Source organism: Oceanicella sp. SM1341, assembly GCF_003448965.1.
Taxonomy (GTDB): Bacteria; Pseudomonadota; Alphaproteobacteria; order Rhodobacterales; family Rhodobacteraceae; genus Paroceanicella.
Genome location: NZ_QRGC01000005.1, coordinates 184,575 through 211,128, shown reverse-complemented (window position 1 = coordinate 211,128; position 26,554 = coordinate 184,575). Strand labels below are relative to the sequence as shown.

Annotated in this window: 27 protein-coding genes, 2 tRNA genes and 1 pseudogene; 22 read left to right on the top strand and 8 right to left on the bottom strand. The window is 67.0% G+C overall.

Going from position 1 to position 26,554, the window contains the following annotated elements; translation table 11 throughout:
* The first annotated feature begins 81 nt into the window (after positions 1-81).
* The 12 genes and pseudogenes from D3P35_RS07540 to D3P35_RS07495 all read left to right on the top strand — a co-directional run bounded on the left by D3P35_RS07540 (position 82) and on the right by D3P35_RS07495 (position 9,929).
* Complete coding sequence (locus D3P35_RS07540; RefSeq protein ID WP_118134089.1) at positions 82-345, top strand: hypothetical protein; 264 nt, start codon at positions 82-84, stop codon at positions 343-345.
* 47 nt (positions 346-392) lie between these two features.
* Positions 393-1,037: a lysozyme gene (locus D3P35_RS26080; protein WP_157982062.1), complete on the top strand. Its 645-nt coding sequence runs from the start codon at positions 393-395 to the stop codon at positions 1,035-1,037.
* Between the two features lies 1 nt (position 1,038).
* Positions 1,039-1,386, top strand: a complete 348-nt coding sequence (locus tag D3P35_RS07525) for a hypothetical protein (protein ID WP_118134086.1) — start codon at positions 1,039-1,041, stop codon at positions 1,384-1,386.
* Between the two features lie 177 nt (positions 1,387-1,563).
* Positions 1,564-2,373, top strand: a complete 810-nt coding sequence (locus tag D3P35_RS07520; protein ID WP_118134084.1) for a DNA adenine methylase — start codon at positions 1,564-1,566, stop codon at positions 2,371-2,373.
* Between the two features lie 172 nt (positions 2,374-2,545).
* Positions 2,546-2,671: pseudogene (locus D3P35_RS26715) on the top strand (IS5/IS1182 family transposase); the annotation flags it as partial.
* Positions 2,672-2,700: 29 nt separating this feature from the next.
* Positions 2,701-3,102: a hypothetical protein gene (locus tag D3P35_RS26075; protein ID WP_157982061.1), complete on the top strand. Its 402-nt coding sequence runs from the start codon at positions 2,701-2,703 to the stop codon at positions 3,100-3,102.
* Between the two features lie 31 nt (positions 3,103-3,133).
* Positions 3,134-4,288 carry a DNA phosphorothioation system sulfurtransferase DndC gene (gene dndC, locus D3P35_RS07515; RefSeq protein WP_118134082.1) on the top strand — a complete coding sequence of 385 codons (1,155 nt, stop codon included), beginning with the start codon at positions 3,134-3,136 and terminating at the stop codon, positions 4,286-4,288.
* Positions 4,289-4,492 (top strand): hypothetical protein, encoded by a 204-nt coding sequence (locus D3P35_RS07510; protein ID WP_093412630.1) that lies wholly within the window; start codon positions 4,289-4,291, stop codon positions 4,490-4,492.
* Positions 4,493-4,495: 3 nt separating this feature from the next.
* Positions 4,496-6,580 carry a DNA sulfur modification protein DndD gene (dndD, locus tag D3P35_RS07505; RefSeq protein ID WP_118134080.1) on the top strand — a complete coding sequence of 695 codons (2,085 nt, stop codon included), beginning with the start codon at positions 4,496-4,498 and terminating at the stop codon, positions 6,578-6,580.
* A complete protein-coding gene (locus D3P35_RS07500) occupies positions 6,577-8,130 on the top strand; it encodes an ATP-binding protein (protein WP_118134078.1) in 1,554 nt (517 codons plus the stop codon). The genes dndD and D3P35_RS07500 overlap by 4 nt, the downstream gene beginning before the upstream one ends.
* A 9-nt stretch (positions 8,131-8,139) precedes the next feature.
* Positions 8,140-8,685, top strand: a complete 546-nt coding sequence (locus D3P35_RS26070) for a hypothetical protein (RefSeq protein ID WP_157982060.1) — start codon at positions 8,140-8,142, stop codon at positions 8,683-8,685.
* On the top strand, positions 8,682-9,929 hold the full coding sequence (locus tag D3P35_RS07495; protein WP_118134076.1) for a DNA phosphorothioation-associated DGQHR protein 1: 1,248 nt from the start codon (positions 8,682-8,684) through the stop codon (positions 9,927-9,929). Before D3P35_RS26070 ends, D3P35_RS07495 begins: the two co-directional genes overlap by 4 nt.
* A gap of 39 nt (positions 9,930-9,968) precedes the next feature.
* Here D3P35_RS07495 and D3P35_RS07490 read toward each other — a convergent pair whose 3' ends face one another.
* On the bottom strand, positions 9,969-11,033 hold the full coding sequence (locus tag D3P35_RS07490) for a bifunctional 2-polyprenyl-6-hydroxyphenol methylase/3-demethylubiquinol 3-O-methyltransferase UbiG (protein WP_118134074.1): 1,065 nt from the start codon (positions 11,031-11,033) through the stop codon (positions 9,969-9,971).
* A gap of 656 nt (positions 11,034-11,689) precedes the next feature.
* A tRNA-Thr gene (locus D3P35_RS07485) sits at positions 11,690-11,764 on the bottom strand.
* A gap of 82 nt (positions 11,765-11,846) precedes the next feature.
* On the opposite strand from D3P35_RS07485, the gene D3P35_RS07480 reads away from it, so the two are divergent.
* The 6 genes from D3P35_RS07480 to D3P35_RS07455 all read left to right on the top strand — a co-directional run bounded on the left by D3P35_RS07480 (position 11,847) and on the right by D3P35_RS07455 (position 16,625).
* A complete protein-coding gene (locus D3P35_RS07480; protein ID WP_118134072.1) occupies positions 11,847-12,032 on the top strand; it encodes a hypothetical protein in 186 nt (61 codons plus the stop codon).
* Positions 12,033-12,062: 30 nt separating this feature from the next.
* Complete coding sequence (gene murA / locus D3P35_RS07475) at positions 12,063-13,328, top strand: UDP-N-acetylglucosamine 1-carboxyvinyltransferase (protein ID WP_118134070.1); 1,266 nt, start codon at positions 12,063-12,065, stop codon at positions 13,326-13,328.
* Between the two features lie 8 nt (positions 13,329-13,336).
* Positions 13,337-13,816, top strand: a complete 480-nt coding sequence (locus tag D3P35_RS07470) for a DUF2948 family protein (protein WP_118134068.1) — start codon at positions 13,337-13,339, stop codon at positions 13,814-13,816.
* Between the two features lie 583 nt (positions 13,817-14,399).
* On the top strand, positions 14,400-15,713 hold the full coding sequence (hisD, locus tag D3P35_RS07465) for a histidinol dehydrogenase (RefSeq protein ID WP_118134066.1): 1,314 nt from the start codon (positions 14,400-14,402) through the stop codon (positions 15,711-15,713).
* Complete coding sequence (locus tag D3P35_RS07460) at positions 15,710-16,180, top strand: UPF0262 family protein (RefSeq protein ID WP_118134064.1); 471 nt, start codon at positions 15,710-15,712, stop codon at positions 16,178-16,180. The genes hisD and D3P35_RS07460 overlap by 4 nt, the downstream gene beginning before the upstream one ends.
* 4 nt (positions 16,181-16,184) lie before the next feature.
* On the top strand, positions 16,185-16,625 hold the full coding sequence (locus D3P35_RS07455) for a low molecular weight phosphatase family protein (RefSeq protein ID WP_118134062.1): 441 nt from the start codon (positions 16,185-16,187) through the stop codon (positions 16,623-16,625).
* 129 nt (positions 16,626-16,754) lie between these two features.
* On the opposite strand, the gene D3P35_RS07450 is transcribed toward D3P35_RS07455, so the two are convergent.
* Together D3P35_RS07450 and D3P35_RS07445 are read right to left on the bottom strand one after the other, a co-directional pair.
* Positions 16,755-17,444 carry a M48 family metallopeptidase gene (locus tag D3P35_RS07450; protein ID WP_118134060.1) on the bottom strand — a complete coding sequence of 230 codons (690 nt, stop codon included), beginning with the start codon at positions 17,442-17,444 and terminating at the stop codon, positions 16,755-16,757.
* Positions 17,445-17,461: 17 nt separating this feature from the next.
* A complete protein-coding gene (locus D3P35_RS07445) occupies positions 17,462-18,715 on the bottom strand; it encodes a polyhydroxyalkanoate depolymerase (RefSeq protein WP_118134058.1) in 1,254 nt (417 codons plus the stop codon).
* 278 nt (positions 18,716-18,993) lie between these two features.
* On the opposite strand from D3P35_RS07445, the gene D3P35_RS07440 reads away from it, so the two are divergent.
* The 3 genes from D3P35_RS07440 to D3P35_RS07430 all read left to right on the top strand — a co-directional run bounded on the left by D3P35_RS07440 (position 18,994) and on the right by D3P35_RS07430 (position 20,905).
* Complete coding sequence (locus tag D3P35_RS07440; protein WP_118134056.1) at positions 18,994-19,338, top strand: FYDLN acid domain-containing protein; 345 nt, start codon at positions 18,994-18,996, stop codon at positions 19,336-19,338.
* A gap of 90 nt (positions 19,339-19,428) precedes the next feature.
* A tRNA-Ala gene (locus D3P35_RS07435) sits at positions 19,429-19,504 on the top strand.
* A gap of 219 nt (positions 19,505-19,723) precedes the next feature.
* Positions 19,724-20,905: an arabinose transporter gene (locus D3P35_RS07430; protein ID WP_118134102.1), complete on the top strand. Its 1,182-nt coding sequence runs from the start codon at positions 19,724-19,726 to the stop codon at positions 20,903-20,905.
* 66 nt (positions 20,906-20,971) lie between these two features.
* Here the strand turns inward: D3P35_RS07430 and D3P35_RS07425 are convergent, their stop codons facing one another.
* The 3 genes from D3P35_RS07425 to D3P35_RS07415 are packed head-to-tail and all read right to left on the bottom strand — an operon-like array spanning position 20,972 to position 24,796.
* Complete coding sequence (locus D3P35_RS07425; protein ID WP_118134054.1) at positions 20,972-23,227, bottom strand: xanthine dehydrogenase family protein molybdopterin-binding subunit; 2,256 nt, start codon at positions 23,225-23,227, stop codon at positions 20,972-20,974.
* The gene (locus tag D3P35_RS07420; protein WP_118134052.1) at positions 23,220-24,278 is read right to left on the bottom strand and encodes a xanthine dehydrogenase family protein subunit M; all 1,059 of its coding nucleotides are present in this window, start codon (positions 24,276-24,278) and stop codon (positions 23,220-23,222) included. Before D3P35_RS07420 ends, D3P35_RS07425 begins: the two co-directional genes overlap by 8 nt.
* On the bottom strand, positions 24,275-24,796 hold the full coding sequence (locus D3P35_RS07415; protein ID WP_118134050.1) for a (2Fe-2S)-binding protein: 522 nt from the start codon (positions 24,794-24,796) through the stop codon (positions 24,275-24,277). Before D3P35_RS07415 ends, D3P35_RS07420 begins: the two co-directional genes overlap by 4 nt.
* 194 nt (positions 24,797-24,990) lie before the next feature.
* Between D3P35_RS07415 and D3P35_RS07410 the strand changes: the two genes are divergently transcribed.
* On the top strand, positions 24,991-25,578 hold the full coding sequence (locus D3P35_RS07410) for a TetR/AcrR family transcriptional regulator (protein WP_118134048.1): 588 nt from the start codon (positions 24,991-24,993) through the stop codon (positions 25,576-25,578).
* 111 nt (positions 25,579-25,689) lie between these two features.
* Here the strand turns inward: D3P35_RS07410 and D3P35_RS07405 are convergent, their stop codons facing one another.
* Complete coding sequence (locus tag D3P35_RS07405; RefSeq protein WP_118134046.1) at positions 25,690-26,496, bottom strand: hypothetical protein; 807 nt, start codon at positions 26,494-26,496, stop codon at positions 25,690-25,692.
* Between the last annotated feature and the right edge of the window lie 58 nt (positions 26,497-26,554).

The following is a 26,554-nucleotide window of genomic DNA, read 5'->3' as shown; positions in this document are numbered from 1 at the left end:
GGCTGGGGCGCTTCGGCATCGCGATCTGAGGGGGCGGGCATGACACAATCCCCCGGCCCCCCGCGCGAGAGGGAAAAACCCATGCGCCTCGACCGCACCGTGAGCGTCGGCAACCTGATCTCCATCGGCACGATGATCGTGGTGGTGACGGCGACCTACGCCACCATGCAGGCGCGCATCGGTGCGGTGGAGGATGCCGGCGCCGAGCGCACCCGCCGCGTCGAGCAGCTCGCCGACCGCATGCGCATCGCCGAGATCACCGCCGCCGGCGATCGCCAGAAGCTCGACAACATCCTCGCCGCCATCGGCGAGCTCAAGGCCAGCATCGAGGCCCGCGGTCGGTAGGCCCGGCGCCGCAACTGCCGCGCCCATCGCTCCCCCGGAGATCCCCCATGAGAACATCCCCAAAAGGCGTGGCCGCCCTGGCCGCGCACGAGGGCCTTGTGCCCGCTCCCTACCGCGACACGAAAGGCACCTGGACCTTCGGCATCGGCCACACCGCCGGGGCAGGGGGGCCGGACCCCGGCGCGATGCCCACCGGCATGCCGGCCGATCTAGACGCGGCCATCGCCCAGGCGGTGGAGATCTTCCGCGCCGATCTCGCCCTCTGCGAGGCGCGCGTGCTGGCGGCGGTCGCCGTGCCCCTTTCGCAGCACGAGTTCGACGCCCTCATCTCGTTCGACTTCAACACCGGCGGCATCACCCGCGCGCGGCTGGTGGAGCTGCTCAACGCCGGCGACCGCCGCGGCGCGGCCCTCGCCTTCGACAACTGGCACAAGCCGCCCGAGATCATCCCGCGCCGCGATGCCGAGCGGGAGCTGTTCCGTGCCGGCACCTATCCCGAGAAGCCGGTGCCGATCTGGCGGGCGGACACCTCCGGTCGCCTGCAGGGCGTGCTGCGCGTGATGCCCGTGCCCGAGTTCCTGGCGCTGGTGGAGCCCGAGCCGGCCGAGCCTGACCCTGACCCCGAGCCGGAGCCGCCCGCGCCCCGGCCGTCCCTCTTCGCCCGTATCCTCACCTGGCTGACAGGAGCCTGACATGCACACCATCCTCAACGCCCTCGCGCCCGTGGCGCTCGAGCTCGCCGGCACGCTCGCCTCGGTGCTGGTCGCCTGGCTCGCCCTCGTCGCAAAGCAGCGCCTCGGCCTCGACATCGAGGCAAAGCACCGCGCCGCCCTTGATGCCGCCATCATGACCGGCGTGCGCCTGGCGCTTCGCCGGGCCGGCGTGACGCTGCCCGCCACCGGCGCGCTGCCGGATGCCGCGCAGATCGAGACGGCGGTCAATTACGTGAAGCGCTCGGTGCCGGATGCGGTGAAGAGGCTCGGCGCCTCCGAGGATGTGCTGCGGGCGAAGGTGGCCGCGGTGCTCGGTGGGGCGGGGTAGGGGGCTCGACGCCCGCCGCTCCTGAGATCAGCCCCCGCCGCCACGGCGGGGGCCCGGGCTGCGCCAACAGCCCGAACCACACGGCCACATGTTGAGAAGAGACCGTGCCGACCAGGATCGAATCGAAGTGGTCGCCCGTGCCCGCGCGGGCCGCGCGACCTGACACGGATTCACCTCATGGAACAAGTGCGCGCCGCCGCACCCGTCGCCCCCTGGCTGGGCGGCAAGAGGGCCCTGCACCGGACCCTCATCGATCGCATCTCCCGCATCCCCCACAAGACCTACGTCGAGCCCTTCGTCGGCATGGGCGGCGTCTTCCTGCGCCGTCCCTTCCGCCCGCGGCTCGAGGTCGCCAACGACCGCAACGGCGAGATCGTGAATCTCTTCCGCATCCTCCAGCGACACTACGCCTATCTCATGGACACGATGCGCTTCCACGTGACCGCGCGCGAGGAGTTCGAGCGCCTGCGCCGGACCGACCCCGCCACGCTCACCGACCTGGAGCGCGCCGCGCGGTTCCTCTATCTCCAGCGCCTGGCGTTCGGCGGCAACATCGGCGGTGCCTTCGGGGTGGCGCCGACCTGCGGCCCGCGGTTTGACATCTCCCGGCTCGGTCCGCTGCTGGAGGCCGCGCACTCCCGGCTCTCAGGCGTGGTGTTCGAGAGCCTCGACTGGCGCGAGGTGCTCGCCCGCTACGACAGCCCTGACACGCTGTTCTATCTCGACCCGCCATACCTCGGCGGCGAGAACGACTACGGCAAGGGGATGTTCGCGCGGGCGGACTTCGCCGAGATGGCCGGGCTGCTCGCCGGGCTGAAAGGACGGTTCGTGATGTCGATCAACGACACGGCCGAGACGCGGGACTGGTTCGGGCGGTTCCACCTCGATGGAGTGAGCCTGAGCTACACTGCGGGCCGGGGAGCGGCAGTGGATGCCGCGGAGCTCGTGGTGGCGGATCGCGCTGTGGAGCGGGATTTGTTCGGCTGAGGCGGGGGAGCAGTCGCTAAGGATACGTGCGCCCCGCCGGCTGACGCTGGCGGGGCGTTTGTTGTCTTGGAACTGTGCTACGGGCGGGTAGCGTTAGTTTGCGGCCCATGGCATGAACGAGCGCGATGCGCAGGGAGCGGACATCGCTTCTTTTCGCTACGGGCTAGGCTGTACTGCGGACCGCGATCGGCTGCTGACCACAACCATGTCCCGCAAGATCCTAGCCACCATCTTGGCAAACCGCGAGGGGACGCCGCTGCTTTCGGGCGATCACTCCTCGGTGGCTGGCACCTCTGTGAGCCTAGGCCCGCGCCAATGAGCGAGGGGATGGCCGTCAAGATCGTGTCCGGTGGAGGGGGAGCATCCGAAATGCACGCCATGAGGAGGAAGGTTGGGGAGACCGCCGGACACGCACGAAGCAATCGGAAAGGGCTTGGTCTTGATGGCCCGGGGCTTGCAAGCTCCAGACAGAACAACGAAGCTGTCAGCCCCAAAGGGCTGGCACAGAACAACGAAGCTGTCAGCCCCAAAGGGCTGGCATTGTTCTTCAAACACGCAAGGGATGAGTGCAGGATGGCCGAGACTGCCTGTCTGGTTGGGTTGACACGCAGTCTCAGCCACCCTAGGCGGGACGCAACCGTGACCCCAGATCTGGGCAAGTCCGAGGGCGATCCGCAATTTGCAGTAAGCGAAGCCTACAGCCATGCAAAATACAGATACGGCGCGTGAATCGCACTCAGCTTACAAGGACGGCAGGTATATGGACGGCTCCAAAGCATTTTTGGTCGAAGATGAGAGCGAGGCGCTCTTCCGGAGCATCCGAGCGGAACTCCTTGATGAGTATCGTCAAGATCATGTATGGCCATGGATCATTGGCTATTCGGGAGGGAAAGACAGCACGCTCGTAGCACATCTTGCGTTTGAGATGCTCCTGTCGCTCCCGCCATCGCAGCGCAAGCGTCCCGTACACATTGTTGCGAACGATACGCTGGTCGAGAGCCCGTTAGTTGTTCAGCACATCATCGATAGCGTTGAAGAAATCGGGAACGCGGCCAACGCGTTCGGCCTTCCTATCATCACAAAGATCACTCGGCCTGCACCGGAGCAGTCGTTCTGGGTAAACTTGATTGGACGTGGTTACCCTTCCCCGAACCGGTCTTTCAGATGGTGCACCGACCGGATGAAAATCCTGCCCACCAGCCGATACATCAAAAGTCAGGTGGATGCTGCGGGACAGGCAGTTCTTCTCTTGGGTGTGCGTCGATCGGAAAGTTCCACGCGCGCAGCATCTGTGAACCGCTACGACAACGGCGAGCGGCTCAACAAGCACAATGACCTCGTCGGCTGCATGGTTTTCCGCCCGATCGTTGACCTCGACACGGATGACGTCTGGGAGTTTCTCGCACTGAACGAGCCGCCTTGGGGTGGCTCTCACCTCAAGCTGATCGGGCTCTATCGGAATGCCAGCGGCGGCGAATGTCCTGTCGTGACGTCCAAGGAGGATGCTCCCTCCTGCGGGACGACATCCTCGCGCTTCGGCTGCTGGACCTGCACGGTTGTGGAGAAAGACCGGAGCCTCGAAGGCTTTGTTGAGGCGGGATATGCAGAGTTCACCCCGCTGCTGGATTTCCGCGACTGGCTTGCATCCATCCGTAATCAGAAGGAACGGCGGCAGGCGCGCCGCCGCGATGGTCGTATTACGATCACAGATGGCGGAACTTTTATTCCTGGGCCGTTTACGCTGCAAACACGGTCCGAAATATTTGAGCGGCTGCGCGATCTAGAGAAAGTAACCAGCCAAAGCTTGATTTCGGATGAAGAAGTCGATCTCATCCATCAGCTTTGGTCAGAGGAGATCGCTGGTCACGGCAAGGTTAAGACGATGAGTGTTCGTGAGATCATAAAGGAGAAGTAGATGCCGCGTAATGTTGTTGTGCTTCTCGACAACCCAGACGGGCGCGCCATGATCAAGGATGCCTGCAAGACCAACGGCATGCTGTTCGCTGAGTTCGAAGAGCTTGTTCAGGTTGAAGTCGAGCAGACCGGGAAGCAGCGCCGCGCGGGCCTATGGGATTCATTTGACGATATCCTGGACCGTATTCAGGTGGACGAAAAATAACTCATGCATATTTCCCAGATCACGCTGCGGGATTGGAAAGCCTATACCACCGCGAACTTCGATTTCCCGGCCCCAGGAAGAGAAAAGAACATCATCCTGATCGGCGCGCCGAATGGCTACGGTAAGACGAGCCTTTTCGAGGCTATCGTGCTTGGGATGTTTGGCCGCGATGGCCTTCCCCTGGTTGCGCGCTCGCCGTTCGCCGGGGCAGACAAGGAACGTCTTGCGACGTCCTACAAGAACTTCCTGGAAAAAGCGCTTCACCGTGGTGCAACGGCGGCGGGGCGGACATCGTGTTCGGTAAAGCTGGTCTTTACCGATGAGAACGACGAACCCCTCGAAATCCAGCGAATCTGGCACTTCAGTGACTCTGGCGTCTATCGTCCTCAAGACGAAGAAATTCACATCTATGAGGGATCAACGCGCAAGGCAGTTGGACCGGGTGCGTTGCAGGGCAATGAGCGCGCCGACTGGTTCCGCGAGTACATCGCTGAGAACCTTCTGCCCTTCACGCTGGCGCATTTCTTCATGTTTGACGGCGAGCAGGTCAGCGTCCTTGCTGAACGGGAAATGTCGGCTCAGGTGCGCGCCGGTATCGAAGGGTTGCTTGGCATCCCCGTTTTGAAGCAGCTGGCGAAAGACCTTCGGTCTTATGCTGAGGTGCGACGCAAAGAGTCGCCTAATGTCTCGGACAAGACAATCGAGAAGCTGGAACTGGACCGCCATACGCTTAATTTCGAGTATGACAAGCGCGCCACACGCCTCGCCGAAATTGAGCCGACCCGCGCTGTCCTGAAGGAAGAGCAAGAGCATCTGATCCGGGAGCTGGCAAGCTTCGGCACGGGCTCGCAGGCGCTGCTTCAGGAGCAGTTTGAGCAGATCAAGAACTACGAGCGTACCATCGAAGATGGGCAGGCTCGGCTTGAAGACCTGATGATGAAGGACTTGGCTCTCGCTCTTTCGGGTTTGAGCCTTCGACAAAGCGTCAAATCCCGCCTGCTGAGCGAGGGTGTGCGCGAGCGTTGGGAAAACGGCAAGAACCAGGGTGACAGCAATCTGGAGCGGTTCCTGTCGTCGGTTGATACCGGCATGCAGGAAATCAACCCGACCCTGAGCGATGGCCAGCGGGAGGGTGTGCTGGATAGCGCCCGCAATGCCTGGGAGAAGCTCTGGTATCCGCCGCCTGACAATTGCGCGGAAGAGTATCTTCATCCGTACCTCAATGAACTTGAGCGCTCCAAGGTGATCGACCGGCTCGATGAGCTGGACGAGTTGGGTGCTCCTGCCATCGTAGAGCTGCTGAACAACATTTCAGCCAACGAGGACTCGCTCAAGCGGCTGCAAGACGAAGTGATGCGCACGGAAGCCGTTGCGCCGCATGTCGACACCAAGCGCGAACGCCTCAATCAGGTGAACAGCGACCTTCAGCAGTGCGATCAGGAAATCGGTGCGCTGAAGCGCGAGATGTCGTCCCTTGAGAGCCAGATCAACCAGAAGAACACTGAGCTGACGAAGCTTTCGGGCCAGCTTGATCAGGCGGCGCCGTCTGCCCGCCGTGCAGCGCGGGCAAACAAAGTCGCTCTCATGGTCGACGAAATTGTCGCCAAGGCTGTACCAAGTCAGATCGATGCCATTGCGGCGGCGATGACGGAGGCGCACCGCTCCATGGCGCACAAGAAGGACTTGGTTGAACGGATCGCGATTGACGAAAATTGCGATGTGAAGCTTCTCAATAGCAACGGCATGGACCTGCGTGGCTACGACCTTTCGGCGGGTGAGAAGCAGATTTTCACGCAAGCGCTGATTTCGGCCGTATCGTCGGTTTCCGGACGTGGCTTCCCCATGGTTGTCGATACGCCGCTCGGACGGCTTGATATCGAGCACCGCAAGGGCGTGCTTAATCACCTCGTGCAGCGGGAGCATCAGGTGATCCTGCTTTCGACCAACACAGAAGTGGTTGGCGACTATCTGCGCGAGATCGCGCCCCATGTTCAGAAGAAATACCTCGTGAACTTTGAGCGCGTAGGCGACATCGGCCAGTCGACGGTCAGACCTGGATACTTCGAAGAAGCGGGAGAACGCGCATGAGTATCTCCCTTGTTGAAGTGGCTGGTGCGAATTTCCGGACAGATTACGACAGCGACAAGCTGAACACGGATTTCATGGGGCGGTTGGGGATGCGCAAGCGCTATCTCCCCGCCCGTCTGGCAATTTCTCGATCTTTGGCGATCAGCGCGCCGGTTGATACCTCGGCCGATGAGTTGGAGCCGGGAAAGGTGATCAAGGGCGATACGTTGTTTGGCACCGGTACGGCGCTTTCGGTGTGGCTGTCTCTCATCGTCGAGCGCAGCGGCGAACCGGATATCGATACGAAGCGCTTGATATCGCTTGTTGGCGCGCATTGGCGACGTGGTTTGGCCAAGCTCGATGAAGAGTGGGAGCAGGCTGGGCAGGACGTCGCTCAATTCGTACGACGCCTTGTGGAAGTAGCGGAGCTGCCGACGGCAGGAGGGCGGTTGCCGTCCTCTCGTGGCAATGGAACGACTGGGACGACGTTCTCCAGCGGTGAAATCAAAGTCCTTCTCGGCGAGATCGGTGAAGATGTCGCCACTAAGGAAAAGGTCTACTGGAGCCTGAATGGCACAGGCGGGGCACCGCATGCTGCCGTCATGGGCGGTAGCGGCTCGGGCAAGACGGTGATGGCCGCAGCGATGCTGCGCGGCATTCGCGAGCAAGCCCCCGTCCCCCTCATCGCCTTTGACTTCAAAGGTGACTTGGCAGCGTTCACCGGCACGAAGGGGCAAGCGCCGCTTGGTGAGGTCTTTGACGCTCAGGTCATCGAGCCGCCGCGCATGCCAATCCCCCTGGATGTTCTCGCTCTCACCGAGAGGGATCCATTTGGCATCGACCAAGCCGCGTCTCGCTTCCGTGAGTCCTTCTCACGTTTGAAGGGCGCTAGGCTTGGCGATCGACAAAGAACCTACGTCCATGAAGCTGCGGCACGCGCTCTGGCGTCGGAAAGCCCCTGCGAACTTCGCCATATCCACGATCGGCTCTTGGAGGTCTATCAGGAGCATGAAGCCAGGGAAGATGGCGCGGTCGCCAATATGGAAGAGTTGTGCCGGTTCCCGCTTTTTGAGCCGGAGATGTCTCCAGCGGAATTTTTCCAAAGAAGCTGGATCATCAAGCTTCCGCCCACCGTTGCGGAAGATAGCCGTACAATCGTGGTCAACCTGCTTCTCGACGCGCTCGATCAGTACCTGAACAGCTTGGAAGACTCAGCTGTCGGCCCCGATGGGGCTCGGGGTCTCCGCGTCCTGTGTATGGTCGATGAGGCGCACCAAATCCTTGGCACCAAGTTGCCGTCGCTTTCGCGTCTCATCCGCATGAGCCGATCCAAGGGTGGCGCGGTCATGCTGGTGTCGCAATCGCCGGATGACTTCTCGGGCGAAGAGGATGACTTCCTGGACAATATGGGCCTTGTCGCAGCATTTGCGACCAACGCCAAACCTGGGGCGGCTGCCCGTGTGCTCGGCAAGGGGGCAAACCTGACCAATCTGCAAAAGGGTCAGTGCTTCGCACGGTTTGATCAATCGACGAAGAAGATCAAGGCGTGGCGACCTGCTAGGGAAGAATGAGACGCGGGCATGGAGAAGAAGAACTCGGACTACAACCTTGAATTCTGGCGCGAGCTGAAGCGCCGAACCAAGGTTCCGCTCACCGATTTGACATTCCTGTTCTACTTGTTTTTCGGTGTGATAATTTTCAGTGGCCTCGGCGTCGTCGTTGAGGTCGCTAAATATTGGTTTTCCGGCAATCCGTTCGACACTTCATCACTATCAGGCATTCGAGCAGCCATTGCCGTCTTCTACCCCGCACTGATCGGCGCAGCGTCTTTGCAATTGGCTCTGGAGGCAGCAAAGAAGTCCGACTCGTTAATGATTGTGTTTTCCATTGCTTCTCTCTTGGTGATGCTCGGCTTTGCTGTCCTCCATGGGATTCAGGAGTTTCGTCAAGAATCTCCGATACAAGTTTTTGTTTTGTCGGTGATTTTGTCTATTTTCGGTCTCTGGATATGGACGGTTGCGAATGCTGATAATCCTGATCTGAAAACGAAGCCGCGAAGTGACGACGCTGTTGGAGGCAGTGTGGACCGCAAGCTCGGCGGAAGCACAAAAGGGTTCGTTCAATGACGGCGATCGCTTTTCCCTACGTCACAAAAGCTCTTAAGGTTCAGCAACGCTTGGGCACATTCTATGTCGCGGTCCTTCCCGCGGAGCTTCTCTTGCAGGTAGCTGCAAGCGACAGCATGCGCGCGATCATGAAACCTGACGGCGATGGTTATGAGCTTAAAGGAACGCAGCGTTTGCTTCAGGATAAGCGCCTGACCGAAATCAGCGACTACATCAATCGTGTAGATTCCGCATTTCCGAACTCAATCATCATCGCTGCCAATTACGACTTGGAGTCTGGCTTTGACCAAGGCGAGCTAGAATACATCAGCGAGGAAACCACGGGCGCTCCCGTTGATGACTCTCGTGTCTGGTCGATCGAAGAAGCTGATGATGGCTGCTACACGCTGACAATTCCCACGGCTGAGAAGCTTGCGGCCATCATAGATGGTCAACACCGCTTGTTCTCGTTCGCCCGCGCCGAGAAAGAGGCGATGCAGAGCATGGATTTGCTGTGTTCAATCTTCATCGACCTGCCAAAGGCGCTGCAAGCTCAGATTTTTGCGACGATCAACTCGAACCAGAAAAAGGTCGACAGATCGCTGACCTATGAACTCTTCGGTTACAATGTCTCGGACGAAGAAGAGACCTACTGGACGCCTGACAAACTTGCGGTGTTTTTCACCCGCAAGCTGGCAACTGATCCAGAGTCGCCGTTGCGTGGACGGATCATGGTTGCACCGAAACTTGACAAGGCGCTCCAAGAGCTCGCTGCGGAAGCAGACTGGAAGGTTTCGACAGCCGTCGTCGTCGATGGTGTGCTGCGATTGTTTTCGAGCAACCCCAAGCGCGACGCCAACGCGATGCGAAAAGGTGCAGCCAGTCCGCGCGGGGTACTCAGCGAAGGACCGAAAGATAAATCTCCACTACGAGACGTCTACATCGAAGGGAACGACGCGCTTATATTCAAGATGGTCCTGAACTACCTGAAGGCATGTGAGAGGACTTTCTGGGCGACCGCCAAACCCGATTCATTCATCTTGAGAACAATCGGCGTTCAGGCGGCATTCGACATCCTGAGACAACTGGCAGGACGGTCCTATGATGATAGGAATATCAGCGAGGACTACTTTGTCGAAAAGCTTGCGGGTGCGGGCGAAATCAATTTCGCTGAAGATCGCTTCAAGAACCCCTCTGGATCTGGTCGGACAGTTATCCGAAAAGCGATCGAAGCCGCCATATTCGTCGAGGAAGCAGTCCACTAGCGAAGAGCTATTTGCTTGCGACGAGTGACGTCATTCCAATCATTCAGGCCAAGCGTCAATTCTAAGTGCTTGCCAATGAATGTGCGTCCTGCCCAGAAGATCGGCTTGGGTTTCGAGTTCTTGAACTTTGAGGCCCAGAGACTCCGCCGTTGCTTTGAAGCCCTCAAGGGAGACCTTGTGGATGCCGCGCTCGGGCTCTTCAGGCCCGAGGCGCAGAGTCAGGTAGAGCATCCCTTGGTCTGCCAACAGCGATACAACTGACCGCAACGCCTGCTTTCGATCATCAGGGCGCACATGCATCCATACCGCGCTTGCGACTATGATGTCGAAGCACTCCCCGCGGTTGAGCATTTCCTCCAGCTCAGGAAGCCTGTCGTCACGCCAATCAATGGATAGGCCGGCATGTAGCGTTTGGGCTAGCGTGCGCATGGCCTGAGATGGTTCTACTGCAACTACGTGATGACCATGACTGGCGAACCACGCGGCATCTCGGCCTGTCCCTGCACCGATGTCGAGAACGCGCAGTTTCTCACCGGCGCGGTCGGTGGTCATGATCTTAGCAAGACCTGGATGCGCGGCCTCAAAGGTCAGTGCTTCATAGCCGTCGGCGAGGCTGCTTGCGTGTTGTTGATAGTACGTCAGTGCACGATCGTCAGGCATCTGCCCCTTAGCCTCTTTCCAAGTATTGCAGCTGGTCACGATGAGCAGGACAATACTCAACGCCGAGGCGAAGAGTAACATGGCCTGGAACGAAGTGCGAACTACAAACGACTTATGATACCAGTGCTCGCCGTCATCCGCTGATACGAAGCCGGTGGGGTAGTTGTCTTCCAGCCAATTGAGGTAGCGCTGCATGACAAAACGAAGGCGCAAGATGACGATAAACAGCGCACCGTTGCCTGCCGCAGCCAGGAACAGGAGAGCGAACTGGAAGAGCGGGAAGTCCTCAGCCCGTGAGACGCCAAACCACAGACCGCCCGTCAAGGTCATCGAAATCAGCGGAATTTGCCACATCTGCTGGTTGAGAGACCGAAAAGCCAAGTGGTTTTGTTCGAAGGCGGCGAGGCGCATGTCGTGATCAATCTGGTCTTGCGTCGGGCTCATCCGTCCTTGTGCCTTCTTTTAGGTGTCGTTCGATCGCAACATAGTGGCTCCAAACGATGATATCGATGGCGTGTTTCCTCGGGCCCAGCATCAATACGCTGGCGCAGATCCAAACCGCGCGGGGTTCATTGCTGTGAGGTCCAAGCAGTGAGAGCGAAATCTCCCTCTTGGTCAGGGTTCCATGGGGCACGACGGCTCAATGATCGATAGGAGCGTTCCAAGGAAGGGCAGCGCGACAGTTCCTATGAAATCGCCAAGGGCCTGGGGGAAGACCAGCGTCCGGGAAAAGTCGACGAGAACACCTGAAGCTCGTCCCTAAAGACCCGCAAAGGCCATGCCCATTGTCTGCGCATCTCTCCCCCCTGCGATGTCGAAGCGAGTGTCTGGTGTCTGCGCTTTTCTCCCACCGCGTTGCTACACTGGCGTAAGTCCGCTCACCGCCCTTCTTGCCGGGCAGAGCGCCATTCTGCACCTGGATCGCCTTCGGACATACCCTGCTCGGCGTACGAGTCGCGTAGAGCTCAACCTGTCGACCCGAAAGCGTGTGTCAGATTTGTGCCAACATACCTCGCAAAACTGAGCGCCCGCATGCACAAGCGCTCACGTGAACTGAGCGTCCACGAATCAATGTTCTCTAGCAATTTCATGAGGATGAATGGTGCTGCCGGAGAGATTTGAACTCTCGACCTCTCCCTTACCAAGGGAGTGCTCTACCCCTGAGCTACGGCAGCTTCGGGGGGCCTTTTAGCGGATCGGACGGGGAGTGCAAGCGTTATTCTGGACCCGATGTGTGCCATGCGCTAAAAGCCGCTCATGACGGAGGACGAGAGCAGCAGGACGGGGCCCCGTGGCGGGCCCGCGCGGGGCAAGCCGGCGGCCGCCGGCAGCCGCGAGGAGCGACTCGCCGCCGCCCTGAGGGCGAATCTGCAGCGGCGCAAGGCACAGGGCCGGGCGCGCGCCGCCTCCGATGACAGCAACGACACGGACGAAGAGACCTGAGCACGGGTCCGGACGAGAGGCAGGCCAGACATGGACAAGATCATCGTGACCGGGGGCAAGCCCCTGAACGGCGAGATCGTGATTTCCGGCGCGAAGAACGCCTGTCTCACGCTCATGCCGGCAGCACTGCTCACCGATGAGCCGCTGACGCTCACGAATGCGCCGCGGCTCTCGGACATCCGCACCATGACCGACCTGCTGCGCAGCCTGGGCTGCGAGGTGGCGGCGCTGCAGGCCGGCAAGGTTCTGGCGCTGGGCGCAGAGCGAATCGCCTCCACCCGGGCGGATTACGAGATCGTGCGCAAGATGCGCGCCTCGATCCTGGTGCTCGGGCCGCTGCTGGCGCGGGAGGGGCATGCGGAGGTGTCGCTGCCCGGTGGGTGCGCGATCGGCGCGCGGCCGGTGGACCTGCACCTGCGCGGGCTCGAGGCGCTTGGCGCCGAGCTCGACCTGCGCGACGGCTACGTGCACGCGAAGGCGCCGAACGGGCTGAAGGGTGCCGCGTTCGAGCTGCCCTTCGCCTCGGTGGGCGCCACCGAGAACCTGCTGATGGCCGCCACGCTGGCCAAGGGCACCACGGTGCTGAAGAACGCCGCGCGCGAGCCGGAGATCGTCGATCTCGCCCGCTGCCTGCGCGCCATGGGCGCGCGGATCGAGGGCGAGGGCAGCCCGGAGATCACCATCGAGGGCGTGGAGCGGCTGCACGGCGCCACCCACCGCGTGGTGGCCGACCGCATCGAGCTCGGCACCTACATGCTGGCCCCGGCCATCGCCGGCGGCCGGGTGGAGCTGATCGGCGGCGAGCGCGCCCTGCTCGGCGCCTTCTGCGACAAGCTCGAGGAGGCGGATATCGCGGTGGAGGAGACCGGCCGCGGTCTCGCCGTGAGCCGGCGCAACGGGGTGATACGGCCGCTGCACGTGGTGACCGAGCCCTATCCGGGCTTTCCCACCGACCTTCAGGCCCAGATGATGGCGATGCTCACGCTCGGTGCCGGCGAGAGCCTGCTCGAGGAGCGGATCTTCGAGAATCGCTTCATGCACGCGCCGGAGCTGCTGCGCATGGGCGCGCGCATCGAGGTGCACGGCGGCACGGCGAAGGTGACCGGGGTGGAGGGCCTGCGCGGCGCGCCGGTGATGGCGACCGACCTGCGCGCCTCGGTGAGCCTGATTCTCGCCGGGCTCGCCGCGGAGGGTGAAACCACGGTCTCGCGCGTCTATCATCTCGACAGGGGCTACGAGCGCCTCGAGGACAAGCTCCAGGCCTGCGGCGCGCAGGTGGAGCGCGTGAAAGGATAGGGCAGGCGATGAGCGGCGACGCGAAGTTCGAGGACGCGGGCGAAGGCCCGCTGCGGCTGAAGGCCGAGACGGCGGAGGACCTCACGGTCATCTCGGCGCTCGCACAGGATGCCGTGACCACGGTGGGCGACGTGGCCTTTGCCCGGCGCCACCACCGGCTGGCGCTGCTGCTCAACCGCTTCCGCTGGGAAGACCGCGTGGCCGCGGAGCGCGCGGGCCGGGCCTACGAGCGGGTGCGCAGCCTGCTGGTGGTCGAATCCGCCCTCGCGGTGCGCTCCAGCGGCCTCGACACCGCGCAGAAGGACATGGTGCTCTCGCTGCTGTCGCTCTCCTTCACGCCGTGCGAGGACGGGGCGGGCACGCTCACCCTGTGGCTGGCCGGTGATGGCGAGATCGCGGTGGAGGTGGAATGCCTCGACGTGAGCCTCACCGACGTTACCCGCCCCTATGTAGCCCCCTCCGGCAAGGCGCCGGGCCACGCGGACTGAGCACCAGCCCCGTTTCGCCGCTGCGCCCCGGGCCGGAACCCGGCTCCGGCGGAGGCGCGTGCCTCCTTGCGAGGGGGCAACCGCTCTTCGAAGCTGCGGGGGATCGGGCGCAAGCTGGCGGCGCGACGTGCCTCCGGGGGCAGTCGCGCGCTGCCAGGGCTTCGCGGCCGTGTCCCCTGCGGAGCAGGGTGCCGGCCGAGCCCACGCCCCCGGCGGCGATGAGGGTTCCGCCGTGTCGCTCTGCGCGGGAGGCAGGTAGTGCCTGACGGGATGTCCGCCGCGTCCGGGGGGGTGCAGCGCGGGTCGCCCGCGAAAGGCCCCCCCGGCGGCGCTGCACCTCCACCCCCGGCGTTACCGCGGGGCGGGAGCGGCTCGGGGGCATCGAGCCCCCTCTCGCCGCTGGCCGCAGGCGCGGCCGGTTCCGCCTGGTGCGGAGGGCCCGCAGGGGCCGACGCCGGGCCGGAGGCGGGGGGCGCAGCCCCTCTCCGACGGGTCGGCACCCCCGTCAGGGGCACGCGCGCCGCTTGAGCCGTGGGGGCGGCCGGGGTAAAGCGGGTCAGTGCCCTGCCAGTGAAAGTGCCCGATGCCGTCCTTCCTCGACACCTCCGCCGACGATTTCCCCACCCGCTTCCGGCAGTTCCTCGCCACCAGGCGCGCGGTGGAGGAGGATGCCGATGCCGCCGTGGCCGGCATTCTCGCCGATGTCGCGGCGCGGGGCGACGCCGCGGTCATCGAGTACACCGCGAAATGGGACCGGCTGACGCTCACGCCGGAAACCCTCGCCTTCTCCGCCGCCGAGATCGACGCCGCCATCGCCACCGTGCCGGCGGCGGAGGCCGAGGCGCTCGCCCTCGCCGCCGAGCGCATCCGCGCCTACCACGCCCGCCAGCTGCCCGGCGAGGAGCGCTGGACCGACCCCGCCGGCGCCGAGCTCGGCTGGCGCTGGACCCCGGTCTCGGCCGCCGGGCTCTACGTGCCGGGGGGGCTCGCCTCCTACCCCTCGTCGGTGCTGATGAACGCCATTCCCGCCCGCGTGGCCGGGGTGGAGCGGCTGGTGATCTGCGCGCCGACGCCGGATGGCAAGGCGAACCCGCTGGTGCTGCTCGCCGCCCGGCTGGCGGGGGTCGACACCGTCTACCGCATCGGCGGCGCGCAGGCGATCGCGGCGCTGGCGCATGGCACGCAGACCATCGCGCCTGTCGACAAGATCACCGGGCCGGGCAACGCCTTCGTGGCCGCCGCCAAGCGCCGGGTGTTCGGCCGCGTGGGCATCGACATGATCGCCGGCCCTTCGGAGATCCTGGTGATCGCCGACGGCACCACCGACCCGGACTGGGTGGCCCTCGACCTCCTGAGCCAGGCCGAGCATGACGAGAGCGCCCAGGCGATCCTCGTCACGCCCGACCGCGGCTTCGGCGCGGCGGTGGCGGCCGCGGTGGAGCGCCGGCTGGAGACGCTGGAGCGCCGGGCCATCGCCGGCGCTTCCTGGCGGGACTTCGGCGCGGTGATCACCGTGGCCGATCTCGACGAGGCGGCCGCGATCTCGGACCGGATCGCGCCCGAGCACCTCGAGATCTGCACCGCCGACGCGGAGGCCGTCTGCGCGAAGGTGCGCCACGCGGGCGCGATCTTCCTCGGCGCCTGGACGCCGGAGGCGATCGGCGACTACGTGGGCGGGCCGAACCACGTGCTGCCCACCTCGGGCTCGGCGCGCTTCTCCTCCGGCCTCTCGGTGCTCGACTTCATGAAACGTACCACGCTGGCGCGGATGACGCCCGGCGCCCTTGCCGCCATCGGCCCCGCGGCCGAGACCCTCGCCATCTCGGAGAGCCTGGAGGCGCACGGGCTGTCCGTGCGCGCCCGGCTCGACCGGCTGAACCGGGAACCCGCCCCATGAGCGACCGCCTGATCGACATCGTGCTCGACGACACCGGGCTCGCGCTGCCCTCGCCGGAGGTGGAGCAGGAGCGGCGCGTGGCGATCTACGACCTGCTGGAGGAGAACAGCTTCACGCTGCCCGGCCACCAGGGCAACGGCCCCTACCGGCTGCGGCTCTCGGTGCGCGAGCGGCGGCTGGTGTTCGAGATCGAGGCGGAGGACGGCGCGCCGCTGGGCGAGTTCCACCTGTCGCTGAGCCCGTTCCGCCAGGTGATCAAGGACTATTTCCAGATCTGCGAGAGCTACTTCGACGCGGTGAAGCGCCTGCCCGCGGGCCAGATCGAGGCCATCGACATGGGGCGGCGCGGCATCCACAACGAGGGCTCGCAGATCCTGATGGAGCGCCTGGAGGGCAAGGTGGAAACCGACATGCCCACGGCGCGGCGGCTGTTCACCCTGATCTGCGTCCTGCACTACAAGGGCTGAGCCGATGGCGCCGCGGCCCCACTCGGTCCTGTTCTGCTGCGATTACAATGCCGTCCGCTCGCCGCTGGCCGAGGGGATCATGAAGAGCCTCTACGGCCACGAGATCTACGTGCAGTCCGCCGGCGTGAAGCATGACATCGAGGTGGACGGCTTTGCAGTGGCGGTGGCGGCCGAGCTCGGCATCACGCTGGAGAAGCACCGGGCGCGCAGCTTCGACGAGATGCAGGAATGGGGCGACGACCTGGGCGGCTACGACCTGATCGTGGCGCTCTCGCCCGCCGCCCAGCGGCACGCGCAGGAGCTCACCCGCTACAATGCCGTGGACGTGGAGTTCTGGCCGGTGCTCGACCCCACGGGGCTGGGCGAGAACCGCGAGGACAAGCTCTCCGCCTATCGCCAGACCCGCGACCAGATCCTCCAGCATATCCGCGACCGTTTCGGCTGAAGCGCCCCCGATGATGCGGACCGCCGCCTGCGCGGCGGATTCCTCCCGAGCTGCGGCTGGCGCCTCCGCGCGCGGGCGCGGGCGGCGAGGGGGAGCCGAGCTCCGCGCCGGGGCCTCTGGCGGCGGAGATCAGCGGAAGCGGTAGCGGTGCAGGCTCGCGCCATGCTCGCGCAGCCAGGCGCGGTGGGTGGCGTAGTCGGGGCAGATGCGGGCCACCTGGGCCCAGAAGCGCTCGGAATGGTTCATCTCGACCAGGTGCGCGGCCTCGTGGGCGGCGACGTAGTCGAGCACCTCGGGCGGGGCCATGGCGAGGCGCCAGGAGAACATCAGATCACCCCGCGAGGTGCAGGAGCCCCAGCGCGAGCCGGTGTCGCGCAGGGTGATCCGGCCCGGGGCGCGGCGCAGGCGGGCGGCGTAGGCATCGGCCGCGGGCACGAGGCGCTCGCGCGCCAGCGTGCGCAGCCAGGTCTCGGCGCGGCGGCCCGCGCCCTCGGCGGCGCCGGGCAGGGCGAGGCTGGTCTCGTCACGCTGCACCCGGCGGCCGGCGGCGGCCACGAGGCGCAGCATCCGCCCCTCCACCGGCAGGGCGGTGCCGAGCGCCACGGTGACCGGCTGCGGCGCGCGGGCGAGGCGGCTGCGCAGCCAGTCCTCCTGCCGGAGCACGAACATCCGCGCCTCGGCCAGCGGCACATGCGCGGGCAGGGTGAGATGCACCGTGCCGTCGGTGGCGGCGATGCGCAGGGTGAGGCGTCGCGCCCGGGCAAGGCGCTTCAGCCGGATGTCCACCGGCGGATCGAGCAGGGTGATGGTTTCGCCCAAGGTGACGGCCGGCCCCTTCAGCCGCGGACCGGGGTGCGGCGGGCGCGGATGAACTCCCGCACCTTCGGCTGGATGTGCTGGCGCCAGCGCGAGCCGTTGAACACGCCGTAGTGGCCGACCTTCGGCTGCACCCAGTGGGCCTTCTTCTCCGCCGGCAGGTTCACCAGCAGGTCATGCGCGGCCTCGGTCTGGCCGATGCCAGTGATGTCGTCCTTCTCGCCCTCGATGGTGAGGAAGCCCACGTCGCGGACGGCGCCGGGGTTCACCCGACGGTCGCGGTAGTCATAGGCATTGTTGGCGAGCAGGCGGCGCTGGAACACGCGGTCGATGGTCTGGAGGTAGAATTCCTCGGTGAGGTCCATCACGGCGAGGTATTCGTCGTAGAAGGAGCGGTGGGCCGAGGCGCTCTCGCCATCGCCGCGCACGAGGTGGCGGAAATGGTTGAGATGAGCGTCGAGATGCCGGTCGAGGTTCATCGACATGAAGCCCGAGAGCTGCAGGAAGCCCGGGTAGACGCGGCGCATGAAGCCCTTGTTGGGCCAGGGCACGGTGACGATCACGTTCGATTCGAACCACTCGAGCGGGTGCTCGGTGGCGAGATCGTTCGGCACCTTGGGGTTGCGCGCCGTGTCGATGGGCGAGCCCATGAGGGTGACGGAGGCGGGGCGCGCGGGGTCCGCGTCCTCGGCCATCAGGCTGGCGGCGACCATCACCGGCACGCCGGGCTGGCACACGGCCATCACCGCCGCCCGCTCGCCGCGCCGGGCGATGAAGCGGCAGAACTCGCGCACGTAGTCCACGTAATCGTCGAGGTCGAACACGCCGTCGACCAGGGGCACGTCGCGCGCGTCCGTCCAGTCGGTGATGTAGACCTCGTGCTCGGGCAGCATCGCCTCAACCGTGCCGCGCAGCAGGGTGGCGTAATGGCCCGACATGGGGGCCACCACGAGCACCGGCGGGTCGTTCCGGGCGCGGGCGACGGCGGAATCGCGCTTGAAATGCAGGAGCTTGCAGAAGGGGAGCTCCATCACCTCCTCCACCATCACCGGCACGGTGGTGCCGGAGACTTCCGTCTCGTCCAGCCCGAACTCGGGCTTGCCGTAGCGGCGGGTGGCGTTGATGAACAGCTCGATGAAGGCGGAGCCGGCCCGTGCCCCGATGCTGGCGGCGAAGGGGTTGAACGGGCTCTGCAGGGCCTCCTGGCCCAGCCGCGCCGCAAGCCGCATGGGCGAGACGGCGGCATGGGCGAGTTCGTAGGCGTGATAGAGCACTGGCGGATCCTTCTGGGTGACGCGGCCCGGACGGGCACGGCGCCTGGGGACGGGACGCAGGAAATCGCCCTGCACCCCTTGTGTTACGCGCGAAAGGTAAATACGGGTCGAAGGCGCTGCAAGTTCTATCGCCCGTCCGCCCCCCGGCGGACAGCATCTGCCGCCCGTCCGCCCCCGGCGGAAGGGCCTGGTGACTTTTTTGCCAAAGCCTTTGACAAGCCCGGGGGGCTGTGGCATGGCCGGGCGTCTTTTTTTCCACCTGCGATCAGGGGGTCAACATGCCTAATCCCGAATGGGGCGTCAAACGGGTCTGTCCGAGCTGTGCGGCCCGCTTCTACGATCTGACCAACGACCCGGCAACCTGCCCCGTCTGCGGGGGGTCCTTCAGCCTCGAGAGCCTGACCCTGAAGCGGGGCCGGGCCGAGCGGGCCGAGGCTGCGAAGCCGGCTGCCGCCGCCGCCGCTGCCTCCTCCGACGACATGGTCGATGACGTGCTCGACGATGATGATGACGACATCGACGTGGCCGATGACGACGTGCTCGACGACGACGATGACGACGATACCGTGTCCATCGAGGAGATCGGTGAGCGCGGCGATTCCGACGACGATTCAGAAAACTGAACGGAATGTCTTCCGCCGCGAATTTTCCGCTTGAACTCGCGGCGGGAGGCCACTAAACACCGCGTCACCGGAGAGACACCGGAACACTACGGGGCCATAGCTCAGTTGGGAGAGCGCTTGAATGGCATTCAAGAGGTCAGGGGTTCGACTCCCCTTGGCTCCACCACTAACCTCCAGGGGTTAGCAGACAAAAGCCTCGCTGATGCAGCGAGGCTTTTTCTTTTCCGGCTCCCGGTTTCGTTGACGCATGCGGCGCGAGGGACTAAGCCGGTGAGGCCGGTGCGCCGGCCGTAAGCGTTCAACGTCAACCAACGCGCTCAACGATCCGTCAGGGGTCGGAGCGCGTGTGCGCTTCGGCCTCGCGGAGCAGATCCGGGATGCACGCATGACCGCTGCCGCCGCCTGGCCCGCGCAGGGCCGTCTCTGGCTTCTCACCTTCATCCTCTTCGTCTCCTATCTCTGCGTGGCGATGTCGCTGCCGGTGGTGCCGCTGTTCGTCACCGGGGCGCTGGGGTTCAACAACGCGCTGGCCGGGCTGGCGGTGGGAATCGTCTTTCTCGCGACGATTCTCAGCCGCGGGCGGGCCGGCAGCCTGTCCGACAGGCGCGGGGCGCGCGGGGCCGCGCGGCTGGGCCTCGGCTGCTATATCGCCGGGGCGCTGGTGTCGCTGCTGGCGGGGCTGCTGCCGGCCGCGCCGGCGGGCGCCTTCGCGGTGCTCGCGGCCGGGCGGCTGCTGATCGGGCTGGGCGAGAGCCTGGTGGGGGTCGGTGTCGTGGCCTGGGGCATCGGTCTCGTCGGGCCCGAGCGCGCGGGCCGGGTGCTGGCCCTGGTGGGAGCCGCGCTCTACGGCGGCTTCGCCCTGGGTGGGCCGCTGGGCCTCTGGCTCTACGGGGCGCTCGGCTTTGCCGGCACCATGGCCGTGGCGGCGGTGCTGCCGCTGGCGGGGCTGTTCGCCATGGCGCTGGTGCCCGGGGTGCCGGCGGTGCCGGACGCGGCGCGGCCCTCCTTCTGGTCGCTCATGGGCACCATCCGCACCCATGGCGCCATCGTCTGCGCGCAGGGCATCGGCTTCGCCGCCATCGGGGCGTTCTTCTCGCTGCATTTCCTCGACAGGGGGTGGAGCGGCGCGGGCTTCGGCCTCACCGCCTTCGGGGCAGGCTTCGTGCTGGTGCGGCTGCTGCTGGGCGGCTTGCCGGACCGGGTGGGCGGCCTGCCGGTGGCCATCGGCTCGCTCGGGGTCGAGGCGGCGGGGCAGGCGCTGATCTGGCTCGCGCCGGGTCCGGGCCCGGCGCTGCTGGGCGCCTTCCTCACCGGGCTGGGCTGTTCGCTGATCTTCCCCGGCATGGGGCGCGAGGTGGTGCGGCTGGTGCCCGCCCATCTGCGCGGCACGGCGCTGGGGGGTTTTGCCGCCTTCCAGGACCTCGCCTACGGGCTCACCGGCCCGGTGGCCGGGCTGATGGCCGACAGGGCGGGCTACCCTGCGGTATTCCTCGTGGGGGCGCTGGCCGGGCTGGCGGGGCTGGTGCTCGCGCTGCGGCTCGCCCGGGCGCGGGCCCGGGCGGCCTGACAGGCGCAGGCGAAAGGGGCCGGAGGCCTGGCGCCCCCGGCCCCTCGTGCCGCCGTCGTGCCGGGCTCAGAGGCCCAGCACGTCCTCGATGCGGATGGGGAAGCGGCGCACCCGCACCCCGGTTGCGTGCCAGATCGCGTTGGCGATGGCGCCCACGCTGCCGGTGATGCCGATCTCGCCCACGCCCTTGATGCCGAGATCGTTCACGAAGCGGTCGTCCTCGTCGATCAGCAGCGCCTCCATGGCCGGCGTGTCGGCGTTCACCGGCACGTGGTAGCCGGCGAGATCGGCGTTCATCACCCGGCCCGAGCGCAGGTCGTGCACCGCCTCCTCGTGCAGGGCGAAGGACAGGCCCCAGATCATCCCGCCGTAGAGCTGGCTGCGCGCCAGCCGCGGGTTGACGATCCGCCCGGCGGCGAAGGCGCCCACCATGCGGCTCACCCGGATCTGGCCCAGCTCGGGGTCGACCTTCACCTCGGCAAACACCGCGCCATGCGAGAACATCGCCCGTGCCTCGGCGTTTGCCGGGTCGCGCGCGCCGCGGCCGGTGCCCTCCAGCGCCTCCAGCCCGGCGCGGGCCAGGATGTCGGCATAGGCCTCGCTGCGGCTCTCGTCGTCGTTGCGCACCAGCCGGCCGTCCCGCGCGGTGACACCGGAGTTGCCGGCGCCGAAGAGCGGCGATTCGGGGTCGGCGGTGGCGAGCTCGGTGAGCCGGGCCACCACGTCGCGCCCCGCCGCGTGCAGCGCGCCGCCCGCGGTGGCGGTGTGGCCCGAGCCGCCGGCGATGCCGCCGTCCGGCTGGTCGGTGCTGCCGGAGCGGAACTCCACCTGGTCGATGTCCAGCCCCAGCCCGTCGGCGGCGAGCTGGGCGAGCGCGGTCCAGGCGCCCTGGCCCATGTCGGCGCCCGAGGTCTCCACCAGGGCCGAGCCGTCGGCGCGCAGCACGGCGCGCGCCTCGGCCTGGAACATCGGCGCGGGGAAGAGCGCGCTGCCCATGCCCCAGCCGGTGAGCAGGCCGTTCTCGTCGCGCATCTGGCGGGGGGCGAGCGGCCGGCCGGCCCAGCCGAAGCTCTCGGCGCCGCGCATGTAGCAGGCGCGCAGCTCCTTGGCCGAGTAGGGCTTGCCGGAGATCGGGTCGGTCTCGGCGTAGTTGATCAGCCGGAAGGTCAGCGGATCGAGCCCGGCGGCCTGGGCCGCCTCGTCCATCGCGCATTCCAGCGCGGCGGAGCCGGAGGCCTCGCCGGGCGCGCGCATCGGCCCGGGCGTGCCCGTGTCCATGCGCATCGCGTCGTGCCGCGCGAGGATGGCCGGGCTCGCGTAGAGGTTCAGCGAGGCATTGGCGGCCGGCTCGATGAAGTCGTCGAAGGTGCTGGTCTCGGAGACGGCGTGATGCTCGAGTGCCGTGAGGCGGCCCTGCGCGTCGGTGCCCAGCCGCAGGGTCTGGCGGGTGGCGCCGCGGTGGCCCACCGGCCCGTACATCTGCGCGCGGGTGAGCACCAGCTTCACCGGCCGGCCCAGCATGCGCGCGGCGAGGATGCACAGCACCTGCGGCCCCGCGAGGATCGCCTTCGAGCCGAAGCCCCCGCCCAGGAACGGGCTGCGCAGCGACACGTTCTGCACCGGGATGCCGAAGAAGGCGGCGAAGCTCGCCTGGCTCATCGCGATGGCCTGGTTGGGCATGTCGATGGAGAGGTGATCGCCGTCCCAGGCGGCCACGATGGCATGCGGCTCCATCGCGTTGTGGTACTGCGCGGGGGTCTCGTAGCCGGTCTCGACGATCTGGCTCGCGGCGGCGAACCCGGCCTCGAGATCGCCGGTCTCGGCGCGGCCGGGGGCACCCACGCCCACCATGGGGGCGGGCTCGGGCAGGCCGTTCCCGAAGCCGATGCGCGCGGCCTCGGCCTCGTAGCGCGGGGCTAGCAGGCGGGCGCCCTCGGTGGCGGCCTCCAGCGTTTCGGCCACCACCACGGCGATGGGCTGGCCGGCGTAGCGCACCCGGTCGTTCTGCAGCGCGTCCATGCGGAAGCTGAAGGGCAGGGTCTTGCTGTCGGGGTCATGCGCCAGCGCGGGGCGGTTCTGCGGCGTGATCACCTCCACGACGCCGGGATGCGCCTTCGCGGCCTCCACGTCGAGGAAGCTCACCCGGCCGCGGGCGATGCTGCTCACCGCCAGGGCGGCGTGCAGCAGGCCCTCGGGGTGGGTGTCGGCGGCATAGGTGGCCGCGCCGGTCACCTTCAGGCGGCCGTCGCGGCGGGTCATCGGCTGGCCGCTGTTCGAGCCGTGCCGCACCGGGGCGGCGGGATAGGGAAGGGGCTCATTCATCGGCGGAACTCCCGTTGTCTGTCGCGAAGGCGGAGCCGGGCAGGGCGGGCATCCGCGCGGGCGTGCCGGCGGCGGCCATGCTCAGCGCCCGGGTGACCACCCGCTTCGCAAGCGCGATCTTGAAGGCATTGTCGCCCGAGGGGGCGGCTTCGGAGAGGGCGGCCTCGGCGGCGCGCTCGAAGGCGGCGCGCTCGGGCGCCTCGCCCTCCAGCACCTCCTCCGCGGCGCGGGCGCGCCAGGGCTTCGCCGCCACGCCGCCCATGGCGATGCGCGCGGCGGTGATGCGCCCGCCCGACAGCTGTAGCGCCGCCGCGGCGGAGACCAGCGCGAAGGCAAAGGAGGTGCGCTCACGCAGCTTGAGGTAGCGGGCATTGGCGCGGAAGCCGGCGGCGGCGGGCGGCAGCAGCAGCGCCGTCACCATCTCGCCCGGCGCCAGCACCGTGGTGCGCTCCGGCGTGGTGCCGGGCAGCAGGTGAAACTCCTCCAGCGCCAGCTTGCGGCGGCCGAACGGGCCCTCGATCTCCACCATCGCGTCGAGGGCCGCGAGGGCGACACAGAAGTCCGACGGGTGGGTGGCGATGCAGGACGGGCTCCAGCCCAGCACGGCATGGGTGCGGTTCTCGCCGCCCGCGGCGTCGCAGCCGGTGCCGGGGGCGCGGCGGTTGCAGGCGGCGGCGGTGTCGTGGAAATAGGCGCAGCGGGTCTGCTGCATCAGGTTTCCGCCCACGGTGGCCATGTTGCGCAGCTGGGCCGAGGCGCCGGAGAGCAGCGCCTCCGCCACCGCCGGGAAGGCGGCGGCAAAGCCGGGGTGCCGGGCGAGATCGGCGTTGCGCACCATGGCGCCCACGCGGTAGCCGCCGTCCTCCAGCGCCTCGATGGTGTCGAGCCCGGGCAGGCGGGTGATGTCCACCAGCCGCTGCGGGCGCGCCGCGCCGAGCTTCATGAGGTCGAGCAGGTTGGTGCCGGCGGCGAGATAGGCCGCGCCGGGTTCGGTGGCGGCGGCCACCGCCTCGGCCACCGAGGCCGGGCGCACGTAGTCGAACAGGTTCATGCGATCCTCCGGGTTTCGTCCTCGTCACGCAGGGGGCGCGCGGTCTCGTCACGCAGGCGGCGGGCGGTGCTCACCGCCTCGGCGATGCCGGCATAGGCGCCGCAGCGGCACAGGTTGCCGCTCATCCCCTCGCGGATGCGCTCGGGGTCGTCGCCGGTCTCGCCCTCGTTCAGCAGGCCCACGGCGCTCATGATCTGGCCGGGGGTGCAGAAGCCGCACTGGAAGCCGTCATGGGCGATGAAGGCCTGCTGCACGGGGTCGAGCGCGTCGCCTTTCGCAAGGCCCTCGATGGTGAGCACCTCCGCGCCGTCGAGGCTGAGCGCCAGCGAGAGGCAGGAATTCACGCGGCGGCCGTCCACGAGCACCGTGCAGGCACCGCACTGGCCGCGGTCGCAGCCCTTCTTGGTTCCGGTGAGGGTGAGCCGGTCGCGCAGGAGGTCGAGCAGGGTCACGCGCGGGTCGTCGATGGCGAGATCCTGCCGGACCCCGTTGACCGTGAGGCTGATGGACAGAGTCATGAATGCTCCGATCGGTATATATATCAGGTGTGGGTCGACGCCGGAGAGAGGTTGCGCGGCATGTGCCGCGGGCGCTTTCGTCTGGTGACCGGAACGTGCGATCCTCTGCATGGGCGGAGTCGCATCCGGCACGTGGACATGTTATACGGAGGGTGCCTCCGTTTATCAAGGGTAAAAGGAGACCTGATCGAAGAATGGGACAGGCCGAGCAGAAAACAAGCCGCAAGCCCCGCGCGGACTCGCTGCGCAACCGCGAGAAGCTGCTGCGCGCGGCGCGTGACGTGTTCAGCGCCGGCGGGCCGGAGGCGAGCCTGGAGGCGGTGGCGCGGACGGCCGGCGTGGGCATCGGCACGCTCTACCGCCACTTCCCCACGCGCGAGGCGCTGTTCCGCGACGTCTATGCCCACGAGGTGGACGAGCTGGAAGCGCTGGCCGGGGCCACCTCCTCGGCGGCAGACCCGGTGGAGGCGCTGCGCCTGTGGCTGCACGCGGCGGTGGGGATGGTGGCCACCAAGAAGGGCATGCTCGCCGCCCTCGCCCCCGCGGTGGACAGCACCGACCCGTTCTTCGCCGAAACCACCAGCCGCACCCGCGGCGCGGTGGAACGGCTGATGGCCCGGGCCGTGGCCTCCGGCGCCATCCGCGACGATGTCTCCGCGGAAGACGTCATCCGCGCGCTGATCGGCATGTGCTACACGCGTGACCAGCCGGGCTGGCAGCCCACGGTGCTGCGCCTGCTCGATGTCTTCGTCGACGGGCTGCGCACCGGCCCGAAGGGCTGAGCGCCCGGCCGGGGCCCCGAGACATGCCGCCGCGCCGCGACGGGGCGAGCGGCTCCGGAAGCCGGGCTTCCGCCGCTTCCCGGGTGGCGCGCCCGTGCGGTGCCGGCCCGTTCAGGGCACGGCGAAGCGGCGCAGCACGGTGGCGGGCCCCTGCCTGGCCTCGGTGACCAGCAGCAGGTCGCCGTCGAGCCAGACCACGTGCGGGCGCCCTCCGGCCACCTCGAAGCGCCGGAGCACGACCTGTTTCGCCGGCGAAAGCACATGCACCACCGAGCGCCCGTAGCCATGGGCGGAAACCGCGGCCAGCCGTTCGCTTCCGGGGTCCGCCACCAGCCAGCGTGCGGCGCCGGGGCGGCCGGGAAGGTCGATGCGGCCGGTTTCGGCGCCGCCGGCATCGAGCAGGCGGATCTGCCGTCCGTCGCCCCGCCAGGCGGCCCGGCCGCCGTCCGCGGTCTCGACCCCGTCGTGCCGGGCGCGCCGCTCCGCCGGGCCCGGCGCCGGGATCGACCGGGCCACGGGCGCCGTGCCGACGGGCACCTCGACCGCCGAATGCCCGCCCTCGGCGCAGGGCGCGCCCGCGGTGCAGGTCACCACCAGCGTGCCGTCCTCGCGCGGCAGCAGCCCCTCGGGGCGCCCGGGGCCCATCGGCAGCGACACGCGCTCGGTCACGCGGCGGGTGGCGGGGTCGTAGCGCAGCAGCACCGGCTCGTCCAGGAGCCCGGCAATGGCCAGCCCGCCGGGCGTGGCGGCGACCGGATCGAGCGCGGCGAGGCGCAAGCCGTCGATGCGGGTCTCCGAGAGGCAGCCCGAGCCGGTGATGCGCTCGGTCCAGCCGCAGGGCCCTCCGGGCCAGATCATCGGTGCGGCAGCGCCGAGCGCCACCAGCGCGGCGATCAGCCAGCCGGTTCTCAGCTCCATGACACGGGCTCCTCCCCTTGCCCGTCTCCCCCGCCCGGGGGCGGGGTGCGGGCTTTGC